Source organism: Afipia massiliensis (assembly GCF_001006325.2).
GTDB classification, from domain to species: domain Bacteria; phylum Pseudomonadota; class Alphaproteobacteria; order Rhizobiales; family Xanthobacteraceae; genus Afipia; species Afipia massiliensis_A.
In genome coordinates, this window is sequence record NZ_LBIA02000001.1 from 1,813,373 (window position 1) to 1,836,093 (window position 22,721).

Below are 22,721 nucleotides of genomic sequence, written 5' to 3' on the forward strand. Positions count from 1 at the left end.
AAAATGTAATGGCCGGGGCACGCCCGGCCATTGTCGTTGGATGCAGCGTTTTTACCGGATCGGCGGCGCGTACTGGATGCCGCCGGCGTTCCAGAGCTGATTGAGGCCGCGTGGAATCGCGAGCTTGGAGCCGATGCCGACGTTGCGCTCATAGACCTCGCCGTAGTTGCCGACATGGCGGATAATGCGCGCCGCCCAGTCCTTGCTCAGGTCGATTTCCTCGCCATAAGCCCCCTCGGTGCCGACCAGCCGCATGACGTCCGGCTTCTTCGACTTCAGCGCGTCGTCGATATTCTTCGAGGTCACGCCGAGCTCTTCCGCGTTGAGCATGGCGTAGATCGTCCATTTTACGATCAGCAGCCACTCGTCGTCGCGCTGCCGCACCACTGGCGCCAGCGGTTCCTTCGAAATCACATCCGGCAGGATGACGTGTTCACCGGGCTTGGTCAGCCGCAGCCGCAGCGCATAAAGTTGCGATACGTCGGTGGTCAGCACATCGCACTGACCTGAATCATAGGCCTTGATGACGTCGTCAAGTTTCGGGAGGTTCAGTTCCTGATACTTGATGTTGTTGGCGCGGAAATAGTCCGCAAGATTCAACTGCGTCGTGGTGCCGGCCTGAACGCAGACTTTGCTGCCGTCCAGTTCGAGGGCGGAATCGATCTTGCGCGACTGGCGCACCATGAAGCCTTCGCCATCGTAATAGGCGACGGCTGCGAAGTTCAGGCCGTATTCGGTTTCGCGCGACATGCTCCAGGTGGAGTTGCGCGACAGGATATCGACCTTGCGGTTGCGCAGTTCCTTGAAGCGCTCGCTGGCATCGAGCGGAATGAATTTTACCTTGTTCGGGTCGTTGAAGATCGCAGCGGCTACGGCGCGGCAGATATCGACGTCGAAACCGGACCAGTTGCCCTTGTCGTCAGGAATCGAAAAGCCCGGCAGGCCGGTATTGACGCCGCACAAGACAGCATCGCGTTTCACGGTGCGTTTCAGGGTCCGCGTATCGTACCGCTCGTAGGTGATTGCCGCTGCCGCAATCGCGACGGCGATAGCCGCGCCGATCAGGAGACCGGTGCCGAAGGTGCGCGAAAAAATGGCCATGAATGAATCTCGCTTCTGAAGTATGCGTGCGGAAAACGAAAGGCGTTGCCTGGAGAACTAGATTTCGGGCCGCTGGCGGATGATGACCTTGGTGCCGACGGGGATGCGATCGTAGAGATCGGTCACGTCGGCGTTGACCAGACGGAAGCAACCTGACGACACGGCGCTGCCGATGGTCTGCGGCTGGTTGGTGCCGTGAATGCGATAGACCGTGGCGCCGAGATACAGCGCTCGCGCGCCCATCGGATTGCCGGGGCCGCCCGCCATGAAGCGGGGCAGGTAGGGCTGGCGCGCGATCATTTCCGGCGGAGGTGTCCAGTCCGGCCATTCCTGCTTGCGGGTGATCTTCTGCAACCCCTGCCACTGGAAGCCTTCGCGCCCGACTCCGATGCCGTAGCGGATTGCGCGGCCGTTGCCCTGCACGAGATAGAGAAAACGCTCGGAGGTGCTGATAACGATGGTGCCCGGCGGTTCGGAGGTCCGGAAGAAAACCGCGGTGCGCTTGAACTCCGGCGCAATTTCCTCGTCCTCCGGAATGTATCCCGGCTGGTCACCGATGTTCATCTCGCGCCCCTGCGCGAACGCATGAGGTGCTGCGAACAACAGGCCGGCCGCGACTGCCGCCAAAGCGAGAGAACGGATGATGTTCATGTCGAGAATCCCGCGTTTCGTCGTGCCCCACGCGCATCAAACCTTAGCCATGCTCTGCTGGCAAGTGATACGCGCCCCAAGGCGGGTCACCATGCGTCGTAAATCCTTAAAATATATCTGAAATCGCCGATCTTTGGAGGTCAGTGCGGAGCGATCCAGAGCCGCAGGATATAGGCGAAAACGGCAACGGTGCCGGTCCCGAGCAGCCACAAGGCGACGAACCACAGCAGCTTGCGCGACAGCGGCTGGGGGCGTTCGGGCGGCGGCGTCACATCCATCCTAGTGGTAGCCGCTCGAGGGATCGACCTTGCCGCGGAATACCCAATAGGCCCATGCGGTGTAGGCCAGAATGATTGGCACCAGAATCGCGACGCCGACGAGCATGAAGCTCAGGCTGTTGGCAGGCGCGGCCGCCTGCCAGATGGTGATGCTCTGCGGCACGATATAGGGAAACATGCTGACGCCGAGGCCGGCATACGTGATCGCGAACAACACCAGCGAGAGAACGAAGGGGCGATAATCCTGCTTGTTGGCAAGACTCTTCAGCAGCAGCAGCGTGATCGCAGCCACGGCAATCGGAATCGGCGCAGTGAAGAGAATGTTCGGCCACTCGAACCAGCGCCGCCAGTAATCTGCCTGTAGGAATGGCGTTGCGAGGCTGACGGCAACGATGGCGATCAGCGTGGCGACCAAAAGCCACCAGCTCAGCCGATAGGCATGCTCACGCAGTTCGCCGGTGGTTTTCATGACCAGCCAGGTCGCGCCGAGCAGGCCGTATCCGGCGACGACGGCGCAACCCGTCAGGATGCTGAACGGCGTCAGCCAGTCCCACCAGCCGCCGGCATAGTGCCGCCCTTCGACGTGAATGCCCTGCAAGATCGCACCGAGCGCGACGCCTTGCGCCAGCGCTGCGAGCAGTGAACCGCCGGCAAAGGCAACGTCCCAGCGGTTGCGCTCGCTTTGGGTGCGCCAGCGGAATTCAAAGGCGACGCCGCGAAAGATCAGTCCGATCAGCATGGCGATGATCGGCGTGTAGATCGCCGGCATCACGACAGCAAATGCCAACGGGAAAGCGGCCATCAACCCACCGCCGCCGAGCACCAGCCAGGTTTCGTTGCCGTCCCAGACCGGCGCGATGGAATTCATCATCACGTCGCGGTCTTCCTTTTTCGGAAACATCGGAAACAACATGCCGAGCCCGAGGTCGAAACCGTCCATCACGATGTACATGAACACGGCGAAGGCGATGATGAAGGCCCAGAGGACCGCGATGTCGATAGGGAGTCCGGCCATGGCGCTCACCCTTGTCCGCTAACGGGAATGGCTTGTGCTGGCGTGATGCCAGCGGCGCGGTGCGGGACATCCTTGCTTGGCCCTTGTTCGCCGTGATGCGGCGGTTCGTGCATCAATCGCAGGATGTAGATCACGCCCATGCCGAACACGATGAAATAGACGATGATGAAGGCGATCAGCGACGAGGCGACGGCCGGAGCGGCGAGCGGGGACACAGAGTCCGCCGTGCGCAGCAATCCGTAGACCGTGAACGGCTGCCGTCCGACTTCGGTCGTCACCCACCCCGCGAGCACGGCGACGAAGCCGGCAGGCCCCATGACCAGCGCATAGCGATGCAGGAATTTCCAGTCGTGAAGTTTGCCGCGCCAGCGCGCCCACAGGCTGAGCAGGCCGATGCCGAGCATCAGGAAGCCGATACCAACCATGATCCGGAACGACCAGAACACAATCGGGACATTCGGCCAGTTTTCGCGCGGTACGGTGTCGAGGCCCTTCAGCGGTGCATCGAGCGAATGTTTCAGGATCAGCGACGACGCCTTCGGAATTTCGATTGAATACCTCACCTCACCGGCCGCCTGATCAGGAAGCCCGAACAGAATCAGCGGCGCGCCATTTGGGTGGCTTTTATAATGGCCTTCCATCGCCATCACTTTCGCCGGTTGGTGCTCGAGCGTGTTGAGGCCATGCAGGTCGCCGGCGAAAATCTGGATTGGGGCAACGATGGCCGCCATCCACATCGCCATCGAGAACATCACCCGCGCGCCTTCCAGTCTGGAATCCTTGAGGAGGTGATAGGCGCCGACCGCGCCGACCACGAAGGCGGTGGTGAGATACGCCGCCAGCACCATATGCACGAGGCGGTAGGGGAAGGACGGATTGAAGATCACCTTCCACCAGTCGGCGGCGACGAACTGTCCTTGAGAGTTCATCGCGAAGCCCGCAGGCGTCTGCATCCACGAATTCGCCGCAAGAATCCAGAATGCGGATGCCAGTGTGCCGACAGCGACCATCAATGTCGCGAAGAAATGCAGTTTGTGGCCGACGCGCGTCAGCCCGAACAGCATCACGCCCAGGAATCCCGCCTCGAGGAAAAAGGCCGTCAGCACTTCATAGGCCATCAGCGGACCGATAATAGGTCCGGTCTTGTCCGAGAACACCGACCAGTTGGTGCCGAACTGGTACGACATCACGATGCCGGACACGACACCCATGCCGAAGGCAACTGCGAAAATTTTCAGCCAATAATTGAAAAGGTTGATGAAGACCTCGCGGCCGGTCCATAGCCACAGTGCTTCGAGAACAGCCAGGTAGCTTGCAAGACCGATGGAGAAGGCCGGGAACACGATGTGGAAGGACACCGTGAATGCGAATTGCATGCGCGCCAAGGTGATGGCGTCAAAACCTTCGAACATCGCGGACCTCCGGTATGTTCAATCCGGCCGCGTTATAGCATGCAAACCGCGACGATGATAATCGCTGCGGGGTACAATGCTGCATGGCTCACGCGCAATCGCGCCTGCGGCAAATGGCCGTGATCCAAAGTGCAGCCGGTCTTCGGCGGAGTGGAAAGATAAATCAGGCCGCGGGCTTTTCCGCAGCGTCGCCGTTGGCGAGCAGGTGGATCAGGGCTCGCTTGATGGCGGCCTGCCGGGTCGGTGCGGTGATCTGCGCGCCGAGCAGGTCGGTGACGTAGAACACGTCGCGGGCGCGTTCGCCGAAGGTCGCGACATGTGCGGAGGCGATATTGAGATTGAGTTTCGAGATCGCGGTGGTGAGCTGAAACAGCAGGCCCGGACGGTCGAGGCCCGAGACCTCGATCACGGTGTAACGATCCGACCACTGGTTGTTGATGCTGACTTCCGGTTCGACAACAAACGGCTTCAACCGCGCTTTTGATGCGGTGCGCCGTGCCATCACATCCGGCAGCCGCAGCTTGCCTTCCAGGACTTGTTCGATGGTGTCGCCGATGCGGGTGGCGCGGCGTCCTTCGTCATCGTCGCGGTCGTATTCGCGGGTAATCGCGATGGTATCGAGCGCGATGCCGTCGGTGGTGGTGTAGATCTGCGCATCGACGATGTTGGCTCCGGCGGATGCGCAGGCGCCGGCGATGATCGACAGCAGCCAGGGATGGTCGGGCGCCATGATCGTCAGTTCGGTGACGCCGCGTCCTTCATCGAAGCCGACATTGACCGCGAGCTTGTGACCGCCGGCTTCACTGGCCTTGACGAAGCGCGCATGGCGGATCTTGCGCGGCAGTTCGACCTTTAGCCAGTAAGCGGGATAGTGCCGCGCGATGTAGGCCTCAAGCTCGCTCGAAGGCCACTCGGTAAAGGCTGCCCGGAACTCGGCTTGCGCAACCTGAATACGCTGGGCGCGATTGACCTCCGAGAAGCCGCCGGTCAGCACAGGTTCGGTTTCGTAATAAAGCGTGCGGATCAGCTGTGCTTTCCAGCCATTCCAGACACCCGGACCGACGCCGCGAATGTCGGCGGTGGTCAGGATGGTCAGCAGTTTCATCTGCTCGACCGACTGCACGACCGCGGCAAAATTCTCGATGGTCTTGCGGTCCGACAGGTCGCGGGACTGCGCCACCGTGGACATGGTGAGATGTTCTTCGATCAGCCAAGCGATCAGTTCGGTGTCGGCGGCGTTGAAGCCGAAACGCGGGCAAAGCCGCCGCGCCACCTTGGCGCCCGCGATGGAATGATCCTCGGGGCGGCCCTTCGCGATGTCGTGCAGCAGCACCGTCATGTAGATGACGGCGCGGTGCTCGGGATGAATCTTCCGCATCAGGTCGCTGGCGACCACGAACTCGTCGTTCCCGCCGCGCTCGATATCCTGAAGGATGCCGATGCATCGCAGCAGATGCTCGTCTACCGTGTAGTGATGATACATGTTGAACTGCATCATCGACACGATCCGTCCGAACGCGCGGATGAAGCGACCGAGCACACCCGCCTCGTTCATCCGCCGCAGCACGATTTCCGCGTCGTTCGACGTCAGAATTTCCATGAACAGTTTGTTGGCTTCGGCATTCTCGCGAAGCTTCGGCGTGATCAGGCCGAGCGAGCGCGTCGCCGCGCGCATGGCGTCGGGATGGAACGCCAGATTGTTTTTCTGCGCGAGGCGGAAGATGCGGATCAGGTTGACCGGATCGGTCTTGAACACGTCGGGCGCGGCAAGGTTGATACGGTTGTTGTCGATGATGAAATCTTCGCCGCCGGGAACGCGCCCGCGTTTGCGGCCCGGGCGAAGCTTCGCCATCATCCGGCTCAGCACCGGCGCGGGCTTGGCTTCCTGATCTTCCAGCTTGGCGCACAGGATTGCTGTGAGGTCGCCGACTTCCTTTGCGATCAGGAAGTAGTGCTTCATGAAGCGTTCGACATCCTGCATGCCGGGATGCGAGGTATAGCCGAGCCGCTGTGCAATCTCCCGCTGCATTTCGAATGACAGCCGTTCTTCCGGGCGGCCGGTGAAGAAGTGCATGTTGCAGCGAACGGACCACAGGAAATCTTCGCAGCGGCGGAACGTGCGATACTCCTGCGCGTCGAATACGCCGCGCTGCACGAGATCTTCGCTGTTGCTGACGCGGTAAACGTATTTGGCGATCCAGAACAGCGTATGCAGGTCGCGCAGGCCGCCCTTGCCGTCCTTTACATTGGGCTCGACCAGATAGCGTGACTGGCCTGCGCGGCGGTGCCGCTCTTCGCGCTCCGCCAGCTTCGCAGTCACGAACTCGGCGGCGGTGCCCTGCACGACCTCCTTGTCGAAGCGCATGACGAGTTCGTCGTAGAGTGCCTGGTCGCCGGTCAGAAATCTGGTTTCCAGCACCGATGTGCGGATGGTCATGTCGCCCCGCGCCTGGCGGATCGATTCATCGATCGAGCGCGTGGCGTGCCCGACCTTCAGTCCCATGTCCCACAGGCAATAGAGGATCGCTTCGGCGACCTGCTCGCCCCATGCGGTTTGCTTGTAGGGCAGGATGAACAGCAGATCGATGTCGGACTCTGGCGCCATCAGGCCGCGGCCGTAACCGCCGGTGGCGATGACGGCCATGCGCTCGGAGTCCGACGGGGTCGGCGAGTGATAGAGATGCTTGGTCGCGGCGTTGAACAGGATGCGGATGATCTCGTCCTGAACCAGGCAAAGCCGCTCGGCGCATCGCCGCCCGTGACGATCCTTCAGCAATTGCGCCTGCGCGGCCTCGCGCGCCAGTGCCAGTTCGCCCTTCAGCAATTGGGTGATTGCGGCCCGGAGCAGATCGTCCTTGCCGCCATGCCTTTGCGCAAGCGCGTCGATCTCGCCTGCGATACGGACGGTATCGAATTGCACTTCGGGATCGGGGAGGATCTTGGCCGTCACGCTGTCCATTCCATTCGGATAACGGACGGCAGCAGCGGTGTCATCAGCGGATTGCGGCGGAAAGAGCCGTCCCTTCTGTTTTTCGCGCAAATTTTGAAAGCCGCTTCTCTCACGCGCTGCATTCGGATGAATTCTTTCTCGTTGACGATGCCAAATAAGTATTTGAAAAACATAACGATTTTTAAGACCTCGGGGTGGCGGCGGACGCCGGCCTGCTGCCTCGAAAACTCTCGCGATCCCATTCCGATCCCGGTCATCCACATGGAGACAACGATGTTGAACCTATCACGACGCGCTCTTGCTGTTCTCGTCCTGGGCTCCGTGTTTGCCCCCGGCGCGGCGTTTGCCGCCGACGCGCCGAAGCAAATCGCGATTGACTGGGCGACCTACAACCCGGTCTCCATCGTACTCAAGGAGAAGGGCCTGCTGGAGAAGGAATTCGCGAAGGACGGGATCAAGATTGTCTGGGTGCAGTCGGCAGGCTCCAATAAGGCGCTTGAGTTTCTCAACGCCGGCTCGATCGATTTCGGCTCGACGGCAGGTTCGGCCGCCTTGGTTGCGAAGATCAACGGCAACCCGATCAAGTCGGTCTATGTCTACTCGCGTCCCGAGTGGACCGCGCTGGTAACGGGCAAGGACTCCAAGATCGCGAAGGTCGCCGACCTGAAAGGCAAACGCGTTGCCGTGACACGTGGCACCGACCCGCACATTTTTCTCGTCCGTGCATTGCTTGAAGCCGGCCTGACCGACAAGGACATCACCCCGGTTCTGCTGCAGCATGCCGACGGCAAGGCCGCGCTGATCCGCGGCGACGTGGATGCGTGGGCGGGTCTGGATCCGATGATGGCGCAGGCCGAGATTGAGGACGGCGCGAAGCTGTTCTTCCGCAAGCCCGAAGCCAACACCTGGGGCATCCTCAACGTCCGCGAACAGTTCCTGAAGGACAATCCAAAGATCGTTCAGCGTGTGCTCGCGGTCTACGAGGAAGCACGCAAATACTCGCTGGCCAATTACGACGAGCTCAAGCGCGGGTTCATCGCCGTGACCAAACTGCCGGAGACCGTGGTCGACAAGCAACTCAAGGAACGGACCGAACTCACGCATAACCGGATCGGCGCGCCGCAGCGCGAGTCGATCCTGGCAGCGGGTCTTGCGCTTCAGCAGGCCGGGGTGATCCAGCCCGGCGTGGACGTGAAGGCAACGGTGGATGCGCTGATCGACGATCACGTGCCGTTGCCGACGAACTGAGACGGCGCGCAAAATGTCATGCCCGGCACAGGGTCGGACATGACGACGCTGAAAGTCCCGCGGCGCGGAATGCCGCCTTGCGATCCTCTGCGATAAGCGGTTTTTGCTATGACCATGACACTCGACACGCCAGCACCGGCTGCAATCGCGACTGCGGGATCGCCTCCCGCTCGTCTGCGACGGTTTGTGCGTCCAGCAATCGGCCTGTTGTTGCCGCTCGGGGTCGCGCTGGCGTGGGAACTCGCCGTGCGTTTCGGTTACTCCAACGGGCGGCTGGTGCCCCCGCCGAGCCGCATCTGGCAGACGCTGGTCGAACTGTCCGCGAGCGGTGAACTGAGCCGGCATATCATCGCGACGCTAAGCCGCGTCGGCGTGGGCTTCGGCCTTGGGGTTCTGGCCGGAACGATCTTCGGCGCGATCTGCGGGTACTGGACGCTGGCGCGGCGGCTGCTCGACCCGACCTTGCAGGCGCTGCGTGCCATCCCCTCGATTGCCTGGGTGCCACTGTTCATTCTGTGGCTGGGAATATTCGAGACATCGAAAGTGGCGTTGATAGCGGTCGGCGTGTTCTTTCCGATCTATCTCGGCGTCACCGGTGCGATCCTGAGCGTCGATCGCAAGATCGTCGAGGTCGGTCGCATCTTCCGCCTTAGCGGATTTGCGATGATCCGGCGGATTCTTCTTCCGGCTGTGCTGCCAGCCTATGTGATTTCGCTGCGCTCGGGTCTGGGTCTGGGCTGGATGTTCGTCGTCGCCGCTGAATTCATGGGCGCGTCCGAGGGGCTCGGTTATCTGCTGACCGACGGCCAGCAACTTGGCAAGCCCGCGCAGATCGTTGCCGCTATCATTGTGTTCGCGATTCTCGGCAAGGTCACCGACTGGCTGATCCAGTTGATCGCTGCTCCCTTCCTGCGCTGGCAGGATTCTTTCAGTGCGCATGCGGGGGGCATCTGATGCTCGTTCTCGATCATGTCGGCAAGACCTATCCGAACGGTGTCCATGCGCTGGAGAATTTCACCGCGCGCATCAAGCCAGGTGAGATCGTCGCCATCATCGGCGGTTCGGGTTGCGGAAAATCCACGCTGCTGCGCGCGATCTCCGGGCTCGATCGCGCGACGACCGGCTTTGTCACGCTCGACGCCATCTCGATCACTGCGCCGAACGAAAAGGTCGGCATTATCTTTCAGGAGCCTCGGTTGCTGCCGTGGCTCAGCGTCGCCGACAATATCGGCTTTGGCCTCGGTCATCTGCCGTCCGCGGAGCGGCAACGGCGGATTGCACGCGCGCTTGCGCGGGTCGGCCTTGCCGACAAGGCCGATGCATGGCCGCGCGAACTGTCCGGCGGGCAGGCGCAGCGGGTCGCGATTGCGCGGGCGCTGGTGCCGTCTCCGGAAGTGCTGCTGCTCGACGAGCCGTTCTCCGCACTCGATGCATTCACCCGCGCCGATCTGCAGGATCATCTGCTTGATCTGTGGGCCGATACCAAGCCGACGCTGATCCTCGTCACGCACGACGTCGACGAAGCGGTGGTGCTGGCGGATCGCGTTGTCGTGATGCGTCCACGGCCGGGTCGGCTGTTCGAGGAAATCAGGGTGGACCTGACGCGGCCGCGCGACAGGGCGTCGCCAGCGTTTGAGGCGGTCAAGCATCAGGTGCTGGCCTCACTGGACCGGTCGCTCAACCGTGCCATCCGCCCGGCGGACGATTTGCTGACAATCGGTGAGGGTATATAAGCCGGAATAAGCCGCACGCGGCGTTGTTGATGCCGATGGAAACGGAGAACGAGAAAATGGATTCAACCGCACTCCGCGCCATGCAGGCGCCGATCAAGGATCGCTATAAATCCGATCCCAAGGCTGCGTTCATCACATTGAAGGCAAAGGGCTCGCTCGACAGCGAAGGCCTGTCCTGCAAGGTCGAAACCGGCAAGGCGGCTGCTGCCATTGCGGGGTTGCATCCCGCAACCGGCGGCTCCGGACTCGAGTTGTGTTCCGGCGACATGCTGCTCGAAGCGCTGGTCGCCTGCGCCGGAGTCACGCTGAAATCGGTTGCGACCGCCATCGACGCGCCGCTGAAGTCCGGCAGCGTGACTGCCGAAGGCGATCTCGATTTTCGCGGCACCCTCGGCGTCGACAAGGAAGCGCCGGTTGGATTTGCGGAAATTCGTCTACGATTTGATGTCGACACCGACGCGCCGCAGGAGAAGCTCGATCAACTGCTGAAACTGACCGAGCGTTATTGTGTGGTCTATCAGACCATCAAGAACGGCCCAAAGACGACTGTATCGATCAATCGTGTGTGACGTTCGTCACTTCGGCAGCTTGGCCTTCAACGCATAGAGCGCGTCCAGCGCTTCGCGCGGCGACATCTCATCGGGATGTATTGCGCTGAGCGCCTCGGCAAGCTGATCGGCTGCGCTCGGCGGCTGCGGTTCGACTGCCGCGCGTGACGGCACCGCGAACAGCGGCAGGTCATCCGCAAGTGCACGCGCCGTGGTGCCGCGATCCTGCGCCTCAAGCTTCGCCAGCACCGATTTGGCCCGCGCAACAACAGCTGCCGGAAGGCCTGCGAGCTTCGCCACCTGAATACCGTAGGAGCGGTCTGCTGAACCTGGCAGCACCTCGTGCAGGAATACCACGTCGCCCTGCCATTCCTTGACCCGAACGGTGGCGTTGAACAGGCGGGGGAGGTTTGCCGACAGCGCGGTGAGTTCGTGATAGTGAGTCGCGAACAGTGCACGGCAGCGATTGCTCTCATGCAGATGCTCGATCGAGGCCCATGCGATCGATAATCCGTCGAACGTCGATGTGCCGCGTCCGATCTCGTCCAGGATCACCAGCGCCCGCTCGCCGGCCTGATTGAGAATGGCCGCGGTTTCCACCATCTCGACCATGAAGGTCGAACGGCCGCGCGCGAGATCATCGGCCGCGCCGACGCGGGAGAACAGCCGGTCGACGATGCCGATATGCGCGAGCTTCGCAGGCACAAAGCTGCCGATCTGCGCCATCAGGGCGATCAGCGCGTTCTGCCGCAGGAACGTCGATTTGCCGGCCATGTTCGGGCCAGTCAGCAGCCAGATTTGGCCAGACGACTGCGACGGTCCCGGCGACAGGTCGCAGGCATTGGCGATGAAGGGTTGGCCGTCGCGCTTCAGCGCCTGTTCGACCACCGGATGGCGTCCGCCTTCGATGGAAAACTTTAGCGAATTGTCGACCACGGGCCGTGTATAATTCTCGTCGACCGCGAGTTTCGCCAGCGCGGTGGTGACATCGAGCAGCGCGAAGGCGTGTGCTGCGGAGCGCAAGTCGTCGCCCGCAGTCACGGCCTGTGCACACAGCTTATCGAAAATTTCGAGTTCGAGGCCGAGCGCGCGGTCGCCGGCATTGGCGATCTTCGCCTCGATCTCGCCCAGCTCAGTCGTGGTGAAGCGGACCTGTCCCGCGAGCGTCTGACGATGAATGAAGGTTGTGTTGAGCGGCGCGGTCATCAGCTTGTCGCCGTGTTGCGCTGTGACCTCGACAAAATAACCCAGCACGTTGTTATGGCGGATCTTGAGACCTTTGATGCCGGTATCGTCGGCGTAGCGCGCCTGCATCGCGGCGACCACCAGCCGCGAGGCATCGCGCAGGTTACGCGTCTCGTCCAGCGCGGCTTCATAGCTCGCGCGCACGAAACCGCCATCGCGCTTGAACAGCGGTAATTCATCAGCCAGACCGCGTGAAAATTCCTGCGCAAGATCGCGGGACGGGCGGCGCAACGCGTCAACCGCGAGAGCGATGTCGCGCGGAAGCTTCTCGATCCGCGCCAGCCGGTCCAGGATTTTGTCGGCGGCCAGAATTCCATCACGCAAGGCTGCGAGATCGCGCGGGCCGCCACGTCCGACGGACAGCCGCGCCAGCGCGCGTGAAATATCCGGCGCCGCGCGCAGTATGCCGCGTAAATCGTCCCGTGCAGCGCTGTCCTCGGCAAACATCGCAGCGGCATCAAGCCGATGGGAAATGGTCGTGCTGTCTGTCAGTGGCGCGGAAAGACGTTGTGCCAGCGACCGCGATCCGGCGGCGGTCACCGTGCAGTCGATGGCGTCGAGCAGCGATCCGCGCCGCTCGCCTGCCAGCGTGCGGGTCAGTTCGAGATTGGCGCGGGTCGCGGGATCGATCGCCATGGTGGTGCCGGCAGCCTCGCGGGCCGGCGGCGACAGCGGCAGATGTTTGCCGACCTGCGTGCGGTCCACATAAGTCACGGCGGCGGCGGCGGCAGTGGCTTCCAGCCGCGACATCGCGCCGAAGCCGTCCATGGTGGCCACAGCGAAATAGTCGCACAGCCGCCGTTCTGCGGTGGCGGCGTCGAAAATGTCGCGCGTCACCGGTGTGACGGCTGCAAGCGTGCGAAACAGCGACGACAACTCGGGATCGGAATAGAGCGCGTCGGTGACGATCACTTCATTCGGATTGATGCGGGCCAGCGTCGCGCCGAGTTCTGCGGCGCCGCATTCGGTGACGCTGAACTCTGCTGTTGAAATATCGATCCAGGCCAAACCGACCCGGTCGCCGGCGGATGACGAGGCGCGGGCGCGTGCAATGGCGAGCAGATAGTTGTTGGCCTTGGCGTCGAGCAGGTTGTCTTCGGTGAGCGTGCCCGGCGTCACCAGCCGCACCACGTCGCGGCGCACTACGCTCTTGTTGCCGCGCTTGCGCGCCTCGGCGGGATTTTCGGTCTGCTCACAGACCGCGACGCGATGACCCAGCGCGATCAACCTGTGCAGGTAGTCGTCGGACCGCTCCACCGGAACGCCGCACATCGGTATGTCTTCACCAGCATGCTTGCCGCGCTTGGTGAGCGTGATGCCGAGCGCGCGCGAGGCGATTTCCGCATCCTCGAAGAACAGTTCGTAGAAATCGCCCATCCGGTAGAACAGCAACAGGCCCGGATTGGCCGCCTTGATCTCCAGGTATTGTTCCATCATCGGCGTGACGCGCCCAACGGCCTCCGGGGAGGTCGTTTCGGCGGTTTGCGATGCGGGGGGTGTGGAATGGATGGTCATGGCGCAGCACACTAGCAAAGTTCTTTCGCTAGGTGGAATTGCATGGTGCGTTTTCCACGTCTTGAGAGAGCAGGTGCATGGCCGCCCTGCCGGGTGGCGAGGCTTTTCCGGCTATCGATCATTTGACCTTCCGCGCCGTGCTTCCTAAAACTCGCGGCAGTCGAGGCGGACGCCATCAAGTCCGAGTGAACTTCAGGGAGAACGACCATGCGTGATGTTTTCATTTGCGATGCAGTGCGGACGCCGATCGGCCGTTTCGGTGGATCGCTGGCCAAGGTGCGCGCGGACGATCTGGCCGCGGTGCCGATCAAGGCCTTGATGGCGCGTAACACGAAAGCCGACTGGTCTGCGCTTGAAGAAGTGTCTTACGGTTGTGCCAATCAGGCCGGAGAAGACAACCGCAACGTGGCGCGCATGGCGCTGTTGCTGGCCGGGTTGCCGGAAACGGTGCCTGGCATGACGGTGAACCGGCTCTGTGCGTCGGGGCTGGATGCGGTGGGCGGCGTCGCGCGCGCGATCCGTGCCGGCGAGATGGACTTCGCCCTGGCGGGCGGCGTCGAATCCATGACGCGTGCGCCGTTCGTCACGGGCAAGGCATCGGAAGCGTATCAGCGCACGGTTGAGACTTACGACACCACGATCGGCTGGCGGTTCGTCAATCCGCTCATGAAGCAGCAGTACGGCGTCGATGCGATGCCTGAGACCGGCGAGAATGTCGCCGAGGATTATCAGATCTCGCGCGCCGATCAGGATGCTTTCGCGATCCGCTCGCAGCAGCGCGCAGGCAAGGCCATCGAAGCGGGATACTTCGCCGAGGAAATCACGCCGGTCACGGTGCCCGGCGGCAGGGCCGGCCCCACCATCGTGGACAAGGACGAGCATCCGCGCCCGGAAACCACGCTTGAGGGATTGGCCAAACTCAAGCCCATCGTGCGCAATCCCGGCACGGTGACGGCGGGCAACGCATCCGGCGTTAACGACGGCGCGGCGGCGATGATCCTTGCGTCGGAAGAGGCCGTGAAGAAGCATGGTCTCACACCGCGCGCGAAGATCCTCGGATTTGCCTCTGCGGGCGTCGCGCCGCGCGTCATGGGTATCGGGCCGGTGCCGGCCGTGCGCAAGCTGCTGGAGCGTCTCGGCCTCAAGATCACTGACATCGACCTGATCGAGCTCAATGAGGCGTTCGCCTCGCAGGGCATCGCGGTGCTGCGTCAGCTCGGCGTCAAGGAAGATGCCGATTTCGTCAACCCGCATGGCGGCGCCATCGCGCTCGGCCATCCGCTCGGCATGAGCGGTGCGCGCCTCGCGCTGACCGCGGTTCACGGAATGGAAAAGCGTGGCGGCAAGCTCGCTATCGCAACCATGTGCGTTGGTGTCGGGCAGGGCGCCGCGATGGTGATCGAGAAGCTGAACTGAGTTCTCGCACGTTTTGCGAAGGAAAATGGGAGGCTTCGGCCTCCCGTTTTTTTTGCACGTCAGTTCATCACCGCGGCATGATCGGCGCTCTGCGACTGTTGCCGCAACGCCGCCTCGGTCGATCCGATCATCATCGCCAGTGGGATGGCGCACAGTGTCGATGATCACGCCCACTCGACGCCGGACTCCGCGGCGAGATCGATCGTGCTCCGGCGGCCGATGTCGTCGAAATGAGTGTCGAGGAATTTCTTGGCCGCGCGTTTGCCGGCCCGGTGCAGCACTTCGAAAAACTCGTAGTCGGTTTTCATCTTGCTGGAGGCGGCGAGTCGGGTGCCGAGGCCGCCGAGATCGATGCGGTGGATGTTGAGGCGGCGGTACTGGTCCTTGCCCGTGCCGCGCGGCAACCGGCCGTCGTCGATCAGCTGATTGACGAAATCCATCGTGCGCAATTCGGAGATCAGCGCGGAGTTGAAGGTGATTTCGTTGAGCCGGTTGATGATCTCGCCGGAGGTTTTCGGCGTGGTGGTGCGTGACACAGGATTGATCTGCACAACAACGACGTCCTCCGCCTCAGTCGCCTGCAGGAACGGGAAGATTGCGGGGTTGCCCATGTAGCCGCCGTCCCAGTAGGGCACGCCATCGATTTCGACCGCGCGAAACATGAACGGCAGCGCGGCCGAGGCCATCACCGCGTCGGCGGTGATCTTTTCATTCGCGAAAATGCGCAGCCGGCCGGTGTGGACGTTGGTGGCCGAGATATAGAGCGCGAGGTCAGTGTTGGCGCGCAGCGCATCGAAATCGACGAAGCGTTCGATGAGCTGGCTCAGCGGATTGATGTTGAGAGGATTGAGTTCGTAGGGCGAAAAATAATGCGCCATCGCCTCGAACCAGTTCTGTATCGGCGTGGCCGCAAACGGCATCATCGAAAACATCCGGTCGGTCATGGCGCGCTGGACCGGCGGCAAGTCTCCGCCGGTGCTTGTCGCGCGCCAGAATGCCGCCAGCCGTTTGCGCGCTTCCTCGGGTCCACCGCGGGTCAGCCCGTCGGCGAGCATCACGGCGTTCATGGCGCCGGCGGACGCGCCGGAAATCCCGGTGATCTCCAGCCGTCCATCGGTGAGGAAATGATCAAGGACGCCCCAGGTGAACGCTCCGTGCGATCCCCCACCCTGAAGCGCCAGGTTGATCTTCTTGGCCGCGCTTGGCTTGCGTGTGCTGGAGAAGTTCCATGGTGTCAGGTTGTCGAGATAGGTTTTGAGAGTGGTCGCCATGAGCTTCTTTCTCTCTGAACTGATGCGATTGTTCGGTCGCCTAGTATCGCTCTTCCGTTGTAGACAGGTGATTTGGGGTTTTTATGATGCAATGCAATAGAAAATGGTGCATTGCAAAATATTCCAGCAGTCTATGCCGTTGAGCTGAAATTAAGAGCGGAATCACGGCAACCGCACTACATATTGAGCCGATGAAACAAGCGAAGCCGGTTTTTCCTGATCCAAATCATGACCATGGCCGGTGCGCCGAGGACGCGATTTTGCACGCCGAAAAGGTCTGCAAGGGGCGCGGTCAAAAGTTCACGCCGATCCGGCGGCAGGTTTTGGGCGCGTTGCTTTCGAGCCATCGGCCGCTCGGTGCTTATGAAGTGATCGATGAACTGGCCAAGACCATGCCGCGTCCGGCGCCGATCACGGTCTATCGCGCGCTGGATTTTCTGATGGACAACGGTCTGGTCCATCGCATTGAAAGTCGCAACGCGTTTCTGGCCTGCGCGCACAATCACGATGAGACGGCTGTCGTGGCGTTTCTGATCTGCGAGACATGCGGATCGGTTGGCGAAATTCCGGCGGCGCCGCTTGCGCTAAGCTTCAATGAAGCTGCGCGCGGAACGGGGTTCGCGCCGAAATTGTCGGTGGTGGAAATCACTGGCACCTGCGCGCACTGTCAGCGAGCCGCATAGGCCAAACAACAACACGGCGGAAAGCCGGGCACGGGGAGCCATGTCGTCAGACAACTTGAAGATTGCGCCTGCGGGGCGTCCGTTGAGCGCGACGGCCATCATCCTGATGGTGATGCTGTGTCTGAGCTGGGGCTTCAATCAGATCACGGTCAAACTGGCGCTTCCCGAGATTCCGCCGCTGCTGCAGGCGACGATCCGCTCGACCGGCGGATTGCTCATCATCCTGACGGTGGCGTGGCTGCGCGGCGTCCCGTTGTTTCGGCGGGACGGCACGCTCGGCGCGGGCTTGCTCGCCGGATTGTTTTTCGGCGTTGAGTTCATTTTGATCTATCGCGGGCTGGTCTACACCACGGCATCACGGGCGGTGGTGTTTCTCTACATCGCGCCGTTCGTCGTAGCGCTCGGTTCGAAGCGGTTTCTCGGCGAACAGTTGAGCCCACTGCAATGGAGTGGTCTGGCGCTGTCGTTCGCAGGCGTGGCCTTGGCCATCGGCGTGCCGCAGCCGTCCGTTGACGCCAAGGTTATCCTGGGAGACATCCTGGTGATGGGGGGTGGCATTCTGTGGGCTGTCACCACGCTCGTGGTAAAGGCGACGCCGCTGTTGCACGCGCCTGCCGAAAAGACGTTGGCCTATCAGGTGGCCGTCTCGATCCCGATTCTGGCGCTTGGGGCGGCGATCTCCGGCGAGAGCATCACCCATATGCCGGGACCGCTTGCCTGGGCGTTGATGACCTATCAGACAGTCTGGATTGTTGGGACGACATTCCTGATCTGGGTGTTTCTCATAAAGAACTATTCTGCCAGCAAACTGTCGTCATTTACCTTTATGACGCCCCTGTTTGGGGTCATTGGCGGCTATTTCGTGATGCATGACACCCTGACATTGGCCTTTGCGGGGGCTGCCCTTCTGGTCATGGCGGGCCTATATCTGGTAAACCGCCCCGGCGAGGCGGCTGGGGATCCCCTGCTTCCCGTCACCAAAACCGACACCTGAGCGCAAAAGAGATTCTGACGTGAGCGATCTGAAAGAGCGGACCAAGGAAATCCAGGCCGGCCCCAAGGGGCGCCACCGGACGGTTCAGGTTGTCGTCGGTAACGTCAAGGTTGGCGGCGGTGCACCGATCGTGGTGCAGTCGATGACCAATACCGATACCGCGGACATCGAAGGTACCGTTACGCAGGTCGCAGCGCTTGCGCGCGCCGGCTCTGAAATGGTTCGCATCACGGTGGACCGTGATGAAGCCGCTGCCGCCGTTCCCCATATCCGCGAGAAGCTCGACAAGCTTGGCATCGACGTGCCGCTGATCGGCGATTTTCACTACATCGGCCACAAGCTGCTGGCCGATCATCCGGCCTGTGCTGCGGCGCTGTCGAAGTACCGCATCAACCCGGGCAATGTCGGTTTCAAGAACAAGCGCGATACGCAGTTCACCGACATCGTCGAAATGGCGCTCAAGCACGGCAAGACCATCCGCATCGGCGCCAACTGGGGTTCGCTCGATCAGGAATTGCTGACCAAGCTGATGGAAGAAAACGCAAAGTCGCCGAATCCGATCGACGCTCGCGCCGTCACGCGCGAAGCGATGGTCCAGTCGGCGCTGTTGTCGGCGGCGCGCGCCGAGGAAATCGGCCTGCCAAAGGACCGCATGATTCTGTCGGCGAAGGTGTCGAACGTGCAGGATCTGATCGCGGTCTATCGCGAACTCGCTGCCCGTTCGGATTACGCCATCCACCTTGGCCTCACCGAAGCCGGCATGGGCTCGAAGGGCATCGTCGCTTCGTCGGCTGCGCTCGGCATTCTTCTACAGGACGGCATCGGCGACACCATCCGCGTCTCGCTGACACCGGAACCGGGCGGTGACCGCACCGTCGAAGTGAAGGTCGGTCAGGAAATTCTCCAGACCATGGGCTTCCGCACCTTCGTGCCGCTGGTGGCGGCATGCCCCGGCTGCGGGCGCACCACCTCGACCGTGTTCCAGGAACTGGCGCGCGACATCCAGAGCTTCATTCGCGATGAAATGCCGAGCTGGAAGACACGCTATCCGGGCGTCGAGCAGCTCAACGTCGCGGTGATGGGCTGCATCGTCAACGGACCCGGCGAGTCCAAGCATGCCGACATTGGTATTTCGCTGCCGGGAACGGGCGAAACACCTGCCGCGCCGGTGTTCGTGGACGGCCAGAAGTTCCGCACGCTGCGCGGTCCGACCATCGCGACGGATTTCAAGGCGCTGGTGATCGATTATATCGAGCAGCGTTACGGCGGCACTGGAGCCAAGGCTCCGGCCGTGACGGCAGCGGAATAGCCTTTAGCGACCGCCATACGGAGCAAGGCAGCCCGCAATCACAGCGGGCCGTTCTTCTCCCGGTTATCGACCACAGCTTCTTCAAGATCGAGATCGCGCTCGATGCGTCGGCGTGTTTCGTCGGTGATCTTCCCTTCGCGCAGCAGCTTGTGAAGGCACGTTCGCTCGATTGTGATGATTTCGCGGACCAGCGAAGCGCCCTGTGTCGCGGGCGTGAACTGACCTTCTTCCCTTGGCGGTTCGGGCAGCGCGCGCATGCGCGTTTCGTGACGAGCCTCGAGAAATCTGGCCAGTCCTTCGGGCAAATTGCGCTCCTTGATGATCCGGTCAAGCGAACCGCGCGCCGCCTCGAGAATTTCCCGCCGCGCTGAAATCTCGGCTTCCCGTTCGCGGACCGCCTCAAGATGTCCGTGATCGGACAGGCCAAGCAGCCTCACTAGTAGCGGAAGCGTCAGTCCGATGCCGACCAGCGTGACGATGATGACGCCGAAGGTCACCAGCAGGATGAGGTCGCGGTGAGGGAAGTCTTGCCCGTTCGGCAATGTCAGCGGCAACGCCAGCGCGACGGCCAGCGACACCACACCGCGAATTCCGGTGAAGCCGATAACGACGATGTACCGCCACGGCGGCTTGGCATCGCGTGCGGCGATCCGCTTGCTGAGGAGACGCGGCAAATATGTGCCGGGGAAGACCCACAGGAACCGCGCCGCGATGACGATTGCGGAGACGATTGCGATGGCAGTGAGAATTTCAGCAACCGGAAGCGTCTTCGACTTTTCCATCAGGAGCCGCAGCTGGAATCCGATCATCAGGAACAGCACGCCCTCGATCAGCCAGATCACGAAGTCCCAGAAGAAGATGCCCTGCAATCTGGTTTTCGATGAAATCAGCAGCGGGCCGTTCCAGCTCACATAGAGGCCGGTCACGACCGTGGCGATCACGCCCGATCCGTGAAAATGTTCCGGGACCCAGAAAGCAACGTAGGGCGTCAGCAGCGACAACGAAATCTCGACGCGCGGATCGTGTGCCCATTGCCGCAATCGCAGGCTGAGCCAGCCCACGGCGATGCCGAAAGCAATCTCGCACACGATAATGGCGATGAAGGTTCCGGTTGCGGGAGCCAGCGAGAACGTGCCCGTGCTGACGGCAAGCACCGCGAAGCGGTACAGGATCAAAGCAGTCGCGTCGTTCGCCAGTCCTTCGCCTTCGAGAATGACGAGAATGCGGTGCGGCAGCTTCAACCGCCTGGCGATGGCGAGCGGCGCCACGACGTCCGGCGGCGACACGATCGCGCCGAGCACGAAACCCGCGCCCCACGGCAGCCCCAGTGCATAATGGGCGGCAGCGGCGACCAGTACGGTCGTGAAAATCACGCAACCGATCGCCAGCAGGCTGATGGGACGCAGATTGGCTTTGAACTCGCGCCAGCTCATCGAGACGCCGGCTGAATAGATCAGCGGGGGCAGCACCAGCAGCAGAACGCCTTCCGGCTTCATCTCGATGCGCGGAAATCCCGGCAGGAAGGCCAGGATGATGCCGACGATCAGGAAGACGATGGCCGGAGCGACCGCGAGGCGTTTTGCGGCTGTCGCGGAAGCTCCGAGCGCGGTGAGCACAAGAAGAAAGGTCAGGAATGTCGCTACCATCGTGGGATCATATCGCGCTGGCCGCGATATTGACCATCAGGGCCACCAGCGCGGTATTGAAGATGAAAGAGATCACGCCGTGAGCAGTGGCGGTCCGGCGGATGATTTTGTCGGTGATGCCTACGTCCGACACCTGCGCCGTCATGCCGATCACGAACGAGAAGTAGACGAAGTCCCAATAATCCGGATCGCTGCCCTCGCTTGCGCCGGGAAAGGCGAGGCCGCCTGCCTTGGCGCCGCGATAGTAATCGTGCGCGTAGTGCAGCGCGAATGTCGTATGGATTGCCGCCCACGACAGCACGATGGTTACGACGGCAAGTGCAAGCTGCGGCGCTTGCTGCGGCTTGAGGCCGAGTTCCACGACAATGGCCGCGATGCTCGCAAACGCGCCGAGGCCGGTCATGACAAGAATGAAGAAGCGTCCATCGTCCTGCCGCGCAGCCTGACGTCGAATGTCCGCCGTCCCGTATGAGAACACAGTGACATAGGCCAGCATCATGTAGAGCGCGACGAAAATATCCCACGCTACCAGCAGGCGGGTCGCGAGACGCCATGAAGGCGGCAAAAATAGCAGCGAGGCCAGCCCGATCGCGAAGGCGATAAAGGTCCGCGGCCGGGCAAGCACAATGCGAAGAGGCCTCGGCATGCCTTTGAGGCGAAGAAGATACGGATCGCCGTCCTTCTTGCCCGGCATTCTGGCGCCTCTCTAGTTTTGCCGCTCGGCGACGAAACGCGAGGTCGCACGCAGGACATCGCCCTTCGCGCCGAACGGCGCGAGCGCGGCATCGGCCTGCTTCAGAAGATCGCGCACGCGCGCCTTGGCGCCGTCAATTCCCAGGAGCGTGACGAACGTGGTTTTGCCCGCAGCCGCATCCTGTCCGGCAGGCTTGCCGAGCGCAGCCGCGTCGCCTTCGACGTCCAGAAGATCGTCGGCGATCTGGAAGGCTTCGCCGAGTGCGTGACCATAGGCGTCGAGCGCATCGTATTGGTCTTTCGGCGCCTGGCCGAGCAGCGCGCCGGCGATGCAGCCGTACTTGAGCAGTGCGCCGGTTTTCATCTGCTGCAGCTTGGCGACATCCGGCGGTTCGGGATCGCCGAAGCGGCCTTCGCCGGCGAGATCCATGATCTGTCCGCCCACCATGCCGCCGACGCCGGAAGCGCGCGCCAGCGCGCGGGTCAGCAGCAGGCGCACCGTCGGATCCTTGTGAACCTCATCGCGGGTGATGATGTCGAAGGCGATGGTCAGAAGCCCGTCGCCCGCGAGGATCGCGGTGGCGTCATCGAACTTCTTGTGCGAGGTCGGCCGTCCGCGCCGCAGGTCGCTATTGTCCATCGACGGCAGATCGTCGTGGATCAGCGAGTAGCAGTGAATGCATTCCAGCGCGGCACCGGCCATCAGCGCCGCGTCGCGCGATACGCCGAACACGGCAGCGCTTTCCACCACCAGAAAAGGGCGTAGCCGCTTGCCGCCATTGAGGCTCGAATAACGCATCGCCTCCATCAGCCGGTGCGGGCGCGCGATCTCGCCGGCCAACGGCGTGTCAGACAAAAGGCGCGTCAGCAGCGCCTCGGTGTCTGCCGCCGTGGCGTCGAGCCGCTTCATGAAATCCTGTGGTGAAGTGCCGGTGGTCATCAAAAACTCCAAAGGAACGCAAATTTCGGCGGACAATCGGTCATGGCATCGCCCGCGTCAATTCTACAAAACC

Annotated in this window: 20 protein-coding genes; 8 read left to right on the top strand and 12 right to left on the bottom strand. The window is 62.0% G+C overall.

The window, feature by feature from the left end; translation table 11 throughout:
• Window positions 1-51: 51 nt before the first annotated feature.
• The 7 genes from YH63_RS08575 to YH63_RS08605 all read right to left on the bottom strand — a co-directional run bounded on the left by YH63_RS08575 (window position 52) and on the right by YH63_RS08605 (window position 7,664).
• Window positions 52-1,101, bottom strand: coding sequence for an amino acid ABC transporter substrate-binding protein (locus YH63_RS08575; RefSeq protein ID WP_046827968.1), 1,050 nt, complete (start codon window positions 1,099-1,101; stop codon window positions 52-54).
• 57 nt (window positions 1,102-1,158) lie between these two features.
• Window positions 1,159-1,752: a L,D-transpeptidase gene (locus tag YH63_RS08580; protein ID WP_046827967.1), complete on the bottom strand. Its 594-nt coding sequence runs from the start codon at window positions 1,750-1,752 to the stop codon at window positions 1,159-1,161.
• Window positions 1,753-1,892: 140 nt separating this feature from the next.
• The gene (locus YH63_RS08585; RefSeq protein ID WP_137325159.1) at window positions 1,893-2,030 is read right to left on the bottom strand and encodes a DUF2474 domain-containing protein; all 138 of its coding nucleotides are present in this window, start codon (window positions 2,028-2,030) and stop codon (window positions 1,893-1,895) included.
• 1 nt (window position 2,031) lies between these two features.
• Window positions 2,032-3,045 (bottom strand): cytochrome d ubiquinol oxidase subunit II, encoded by a 1,014-nt coding sequence (cydB, locus tag YH63_RS08590; protein WP_046827966.1) that lies wholly within the window; start codon window positions 3,043-3,045, stop codon window positions 2,032-2,034.
• 5 nt (window positions 3,046-3,050) lie between these two features.
• A complete protein-coding gene (locus tag YH63_RS08595) occupies window positions 3,051-4,457 on the bottom strand; it encodes a cytochrome ubiquinol oxidase subunit I (RefSeq protein WP_046827965.1) in 1,407 nt (468 codons plus the stop codon).
• Between the two features lie 163 nt (window positions 4,458-4,620).
• Complete coding sequence (locus YH63_RS08600) at window positions 4,621-7,416, bottom strand: [protein-PII] uridylyltransferase (RefSeq protein ID WP_046827964.1); 2,796 nt, start codon at window positions 7,414-7,416, stop codon at window positions 4,621-4,623.
• A complete protein-coding gene (locus YH63_RS08605; protein ID WP_137325160.1) occupies window positions 7,404-7,664 on the bottom strand; it encodes a hypothetical protein in 261 nt (86 codons plus the stop codon). The genes YH63_RS08600 and YH63_RS08605 overlap by 13 nt, the downstream gene beginning before the upstream one ends.
• Before the next feature lie 16 nt (window positions 7,665-7,680).
• On the opposite strand from YH63_RS08605, the gene YH63_RS08610 reads away from it, so the two are divergent.
• The 4 genes from YH63_RS08610 to YH63_RS08625 all read left to right on the top strand — a co-directional run bounded on the left by YH63_RS08610 (window position 7,681) and on the right by YH63_RS08625 (window position 10,957).
• On the top strand, window positions 7,681-8,655 hold the full coding sequence (locus YH63_RS08610) for an aliphatic sulfonate ABC transporter substrate-binding protein (RefSeq protein ID WP_046829654.1): 975 nt from the start codon (window positions 7,681-7,683) through the stop codon (window positions 8,653-8,655).
• Window positions 8,656-8,763: 108 nt separating this feature from the next.
• Window positions 8,764-9,609 (top strand): ABC transporter permease, encoded by an 846-nt coding sequence (locus YH63_RS08615; protein WP_046827962.1) that lies wholly within the window; start codon window positions 8,764-8,766, stop codon window positions 9,607-9,609.
• The gene (locus tag YH63_RS08620) at window positions 9,609-10,388 is read left to right on the top strand and encodes an ABC transporter ATP-binding protein (protein ID WP_046827961.1); all 780 of its coding nucleotides are present in this window, start codon (window positions 9,609-9,611) and stop codon (window positions 10,386-10,388) included. Before YH63_RS08615 ends, YH63_RS08620 begins: the two co-directional genes overlap by 1 nt.
• 56 nt (window positions 10,389-10,444) lie before the next feature.
• Window positions 10,445-10,957: an OsmC family protein gene (locus YH63_RS08625; protein WP_046829653.1), complete on the top strand. Its 513-nt coding sequence runs from the start codon at window positions 10,445-10,447 to the stop codon at window positions 10,955-10,957.
• A gap of 6 nt (window positions 10,958-10,963) precedes the next feature.
• Here YH63_RS08625 and mutS read toward each other — a convergent pair whose 3' ends face one another.
• Complete coding sequence (mutS, locus tag YH63_RS08630) at window positions 10,964-13,696, bottom strand: DNA mismatch repair protein MutS (protein ID WP_046827960.1); 2,733 nt, start codon at window positions 13,694-13,696, stop codon at window positions 10,964-10,966.
• A 207-nt stretch (window positions 13,697-13,903) separates the two neighbouring features.
• Between mutS and pcaF the strand changes: the two genes are divergently transcribed.
• Complete coding sequence (pcaF, locus tag YH63_RS08635) at window positions 13,904-15,112, top strand: 3-oxoadipyl-CoA thiolase (protein ID WP_046827959.1); 1,209 nt, start codon at window positions 13,904-13,906, stop codon at window positions 15,110-15,112.
• A 164-nt stretch (window positions 15,113-15,276) separates the two neighbouring features.
• On the opposite strand, the gene YH63_RS08640 is transcribed toward pcaF, so the two are convergent.
• Entirely contained in the window at window positions 15,277-16,383 is a 1,107-nt protein-coding gene (locus tag YH63_RS08640) for a patatin-like phospholipase family protein (RefSeq protein WP_046827958.1), read from the bottom strand.
• Between the two features lie 191 nt (window positions 16,384-16,574).
• Between YH63_RS08640 and YH63_RS08645 the strand changes: the two genes are divergently transcribed.
• From YH63_RS08645 to ispG, 3 genes are read left to right on the top strand one after another with little or no spacing between them, the layout of a single operon-like run.
• Window positions 16,575-17,066 (top strand): Fur family transcriptional regulator, encoded by a 492-nt coding sequence (locus tag YH63_RS08645; protein ID WP_046827957.1) that lies wholly within the window; start codon window positions 16,575-16,577, stop codon window positions 17,064-17,066.
• A 40-nt stretch (window positions 17,067-17,106) separates the two neighbouring features.
• The gene (locus tag YH63_RS08650) at window positions 17,107-18,060 is read left to right on the top strand and encodes a DMT family transporter (protein WP_046827956.1); all 954 of its coding nucleotides are present in this window, start codon (window positions 17,107-17,109) and stop codon (window positions 18,058-18,060) included.
• A gap of 19 nt (window positions 18,061-18,079) precedes the next feature.
• Window positions 18,080-19,369 carry a flavodoxin-dependent (E)-4-hydroxy-3-methylbut-2-enyl-diphosphate synthase gene (gene ispG, locus YH63_RS08655; RefSeq protein WP_046827955.1) on the top strand — a complete coding sequence of 430 codons (1,290 nt, stop codon included), beginning with the start codon at window positions 18,080-18,082 and terminating at the stop codon, window positions 19,367-19,369.
• A 38-nt stretch (window positions 19,370-19,407) separates the two neighbouring features.
• Here ispG and YH63_RS08660 read toward each other — a convergent pair whose 3' ends face one another.
• The 3 genes from YH63_RS08660 to YH63_RS08670 are packed head-to-tail and all read right to left on the bottom strand — an operon-like array spanning window position 19,408 to window position 22,648.
• The gene (locus YH63_RS08660) at window positions 19,408-21,015 is read right to left on the bottom strand and encodes a Na+/H+ antiporter (protein WP_046827954.1); all 1,608 of its coding nucleotides are present in this window, start codon (window positions 21,013-21,015) and stop codon (window positions 19,408-19,410) included.
• Window positions 21,016-21,022: 7 nt separating this feature from the next.
• Window positions 21,023-21,709: a DUF1345 domain-containing protein gene (locus tag YH63_RS08665; protein WP_046827953.1), complete on the bottom strand. Its 687-nt coding sequence runs from the start codon at window positions 21,707-21,709 to the stop codon at window positions 21,023-21,025.
• 12 nt (window positions 21,710-21,721) lie between these two features.
• Window positions 21,722-22,648 carry a polyprenyl synthetase family protein gene (locus YH63_RS08670; protein WP_046827952.1) on the bottom strand — a complete coding sequence of 309 codons (927 nt, stop codon included), beginning with the start codon at window positions 22,646-22,648 and terminating at the stop codon, window positions 21,722-21,724.
• Window positions 22,649-22,721: the final 73 nt, after the last annotated feature.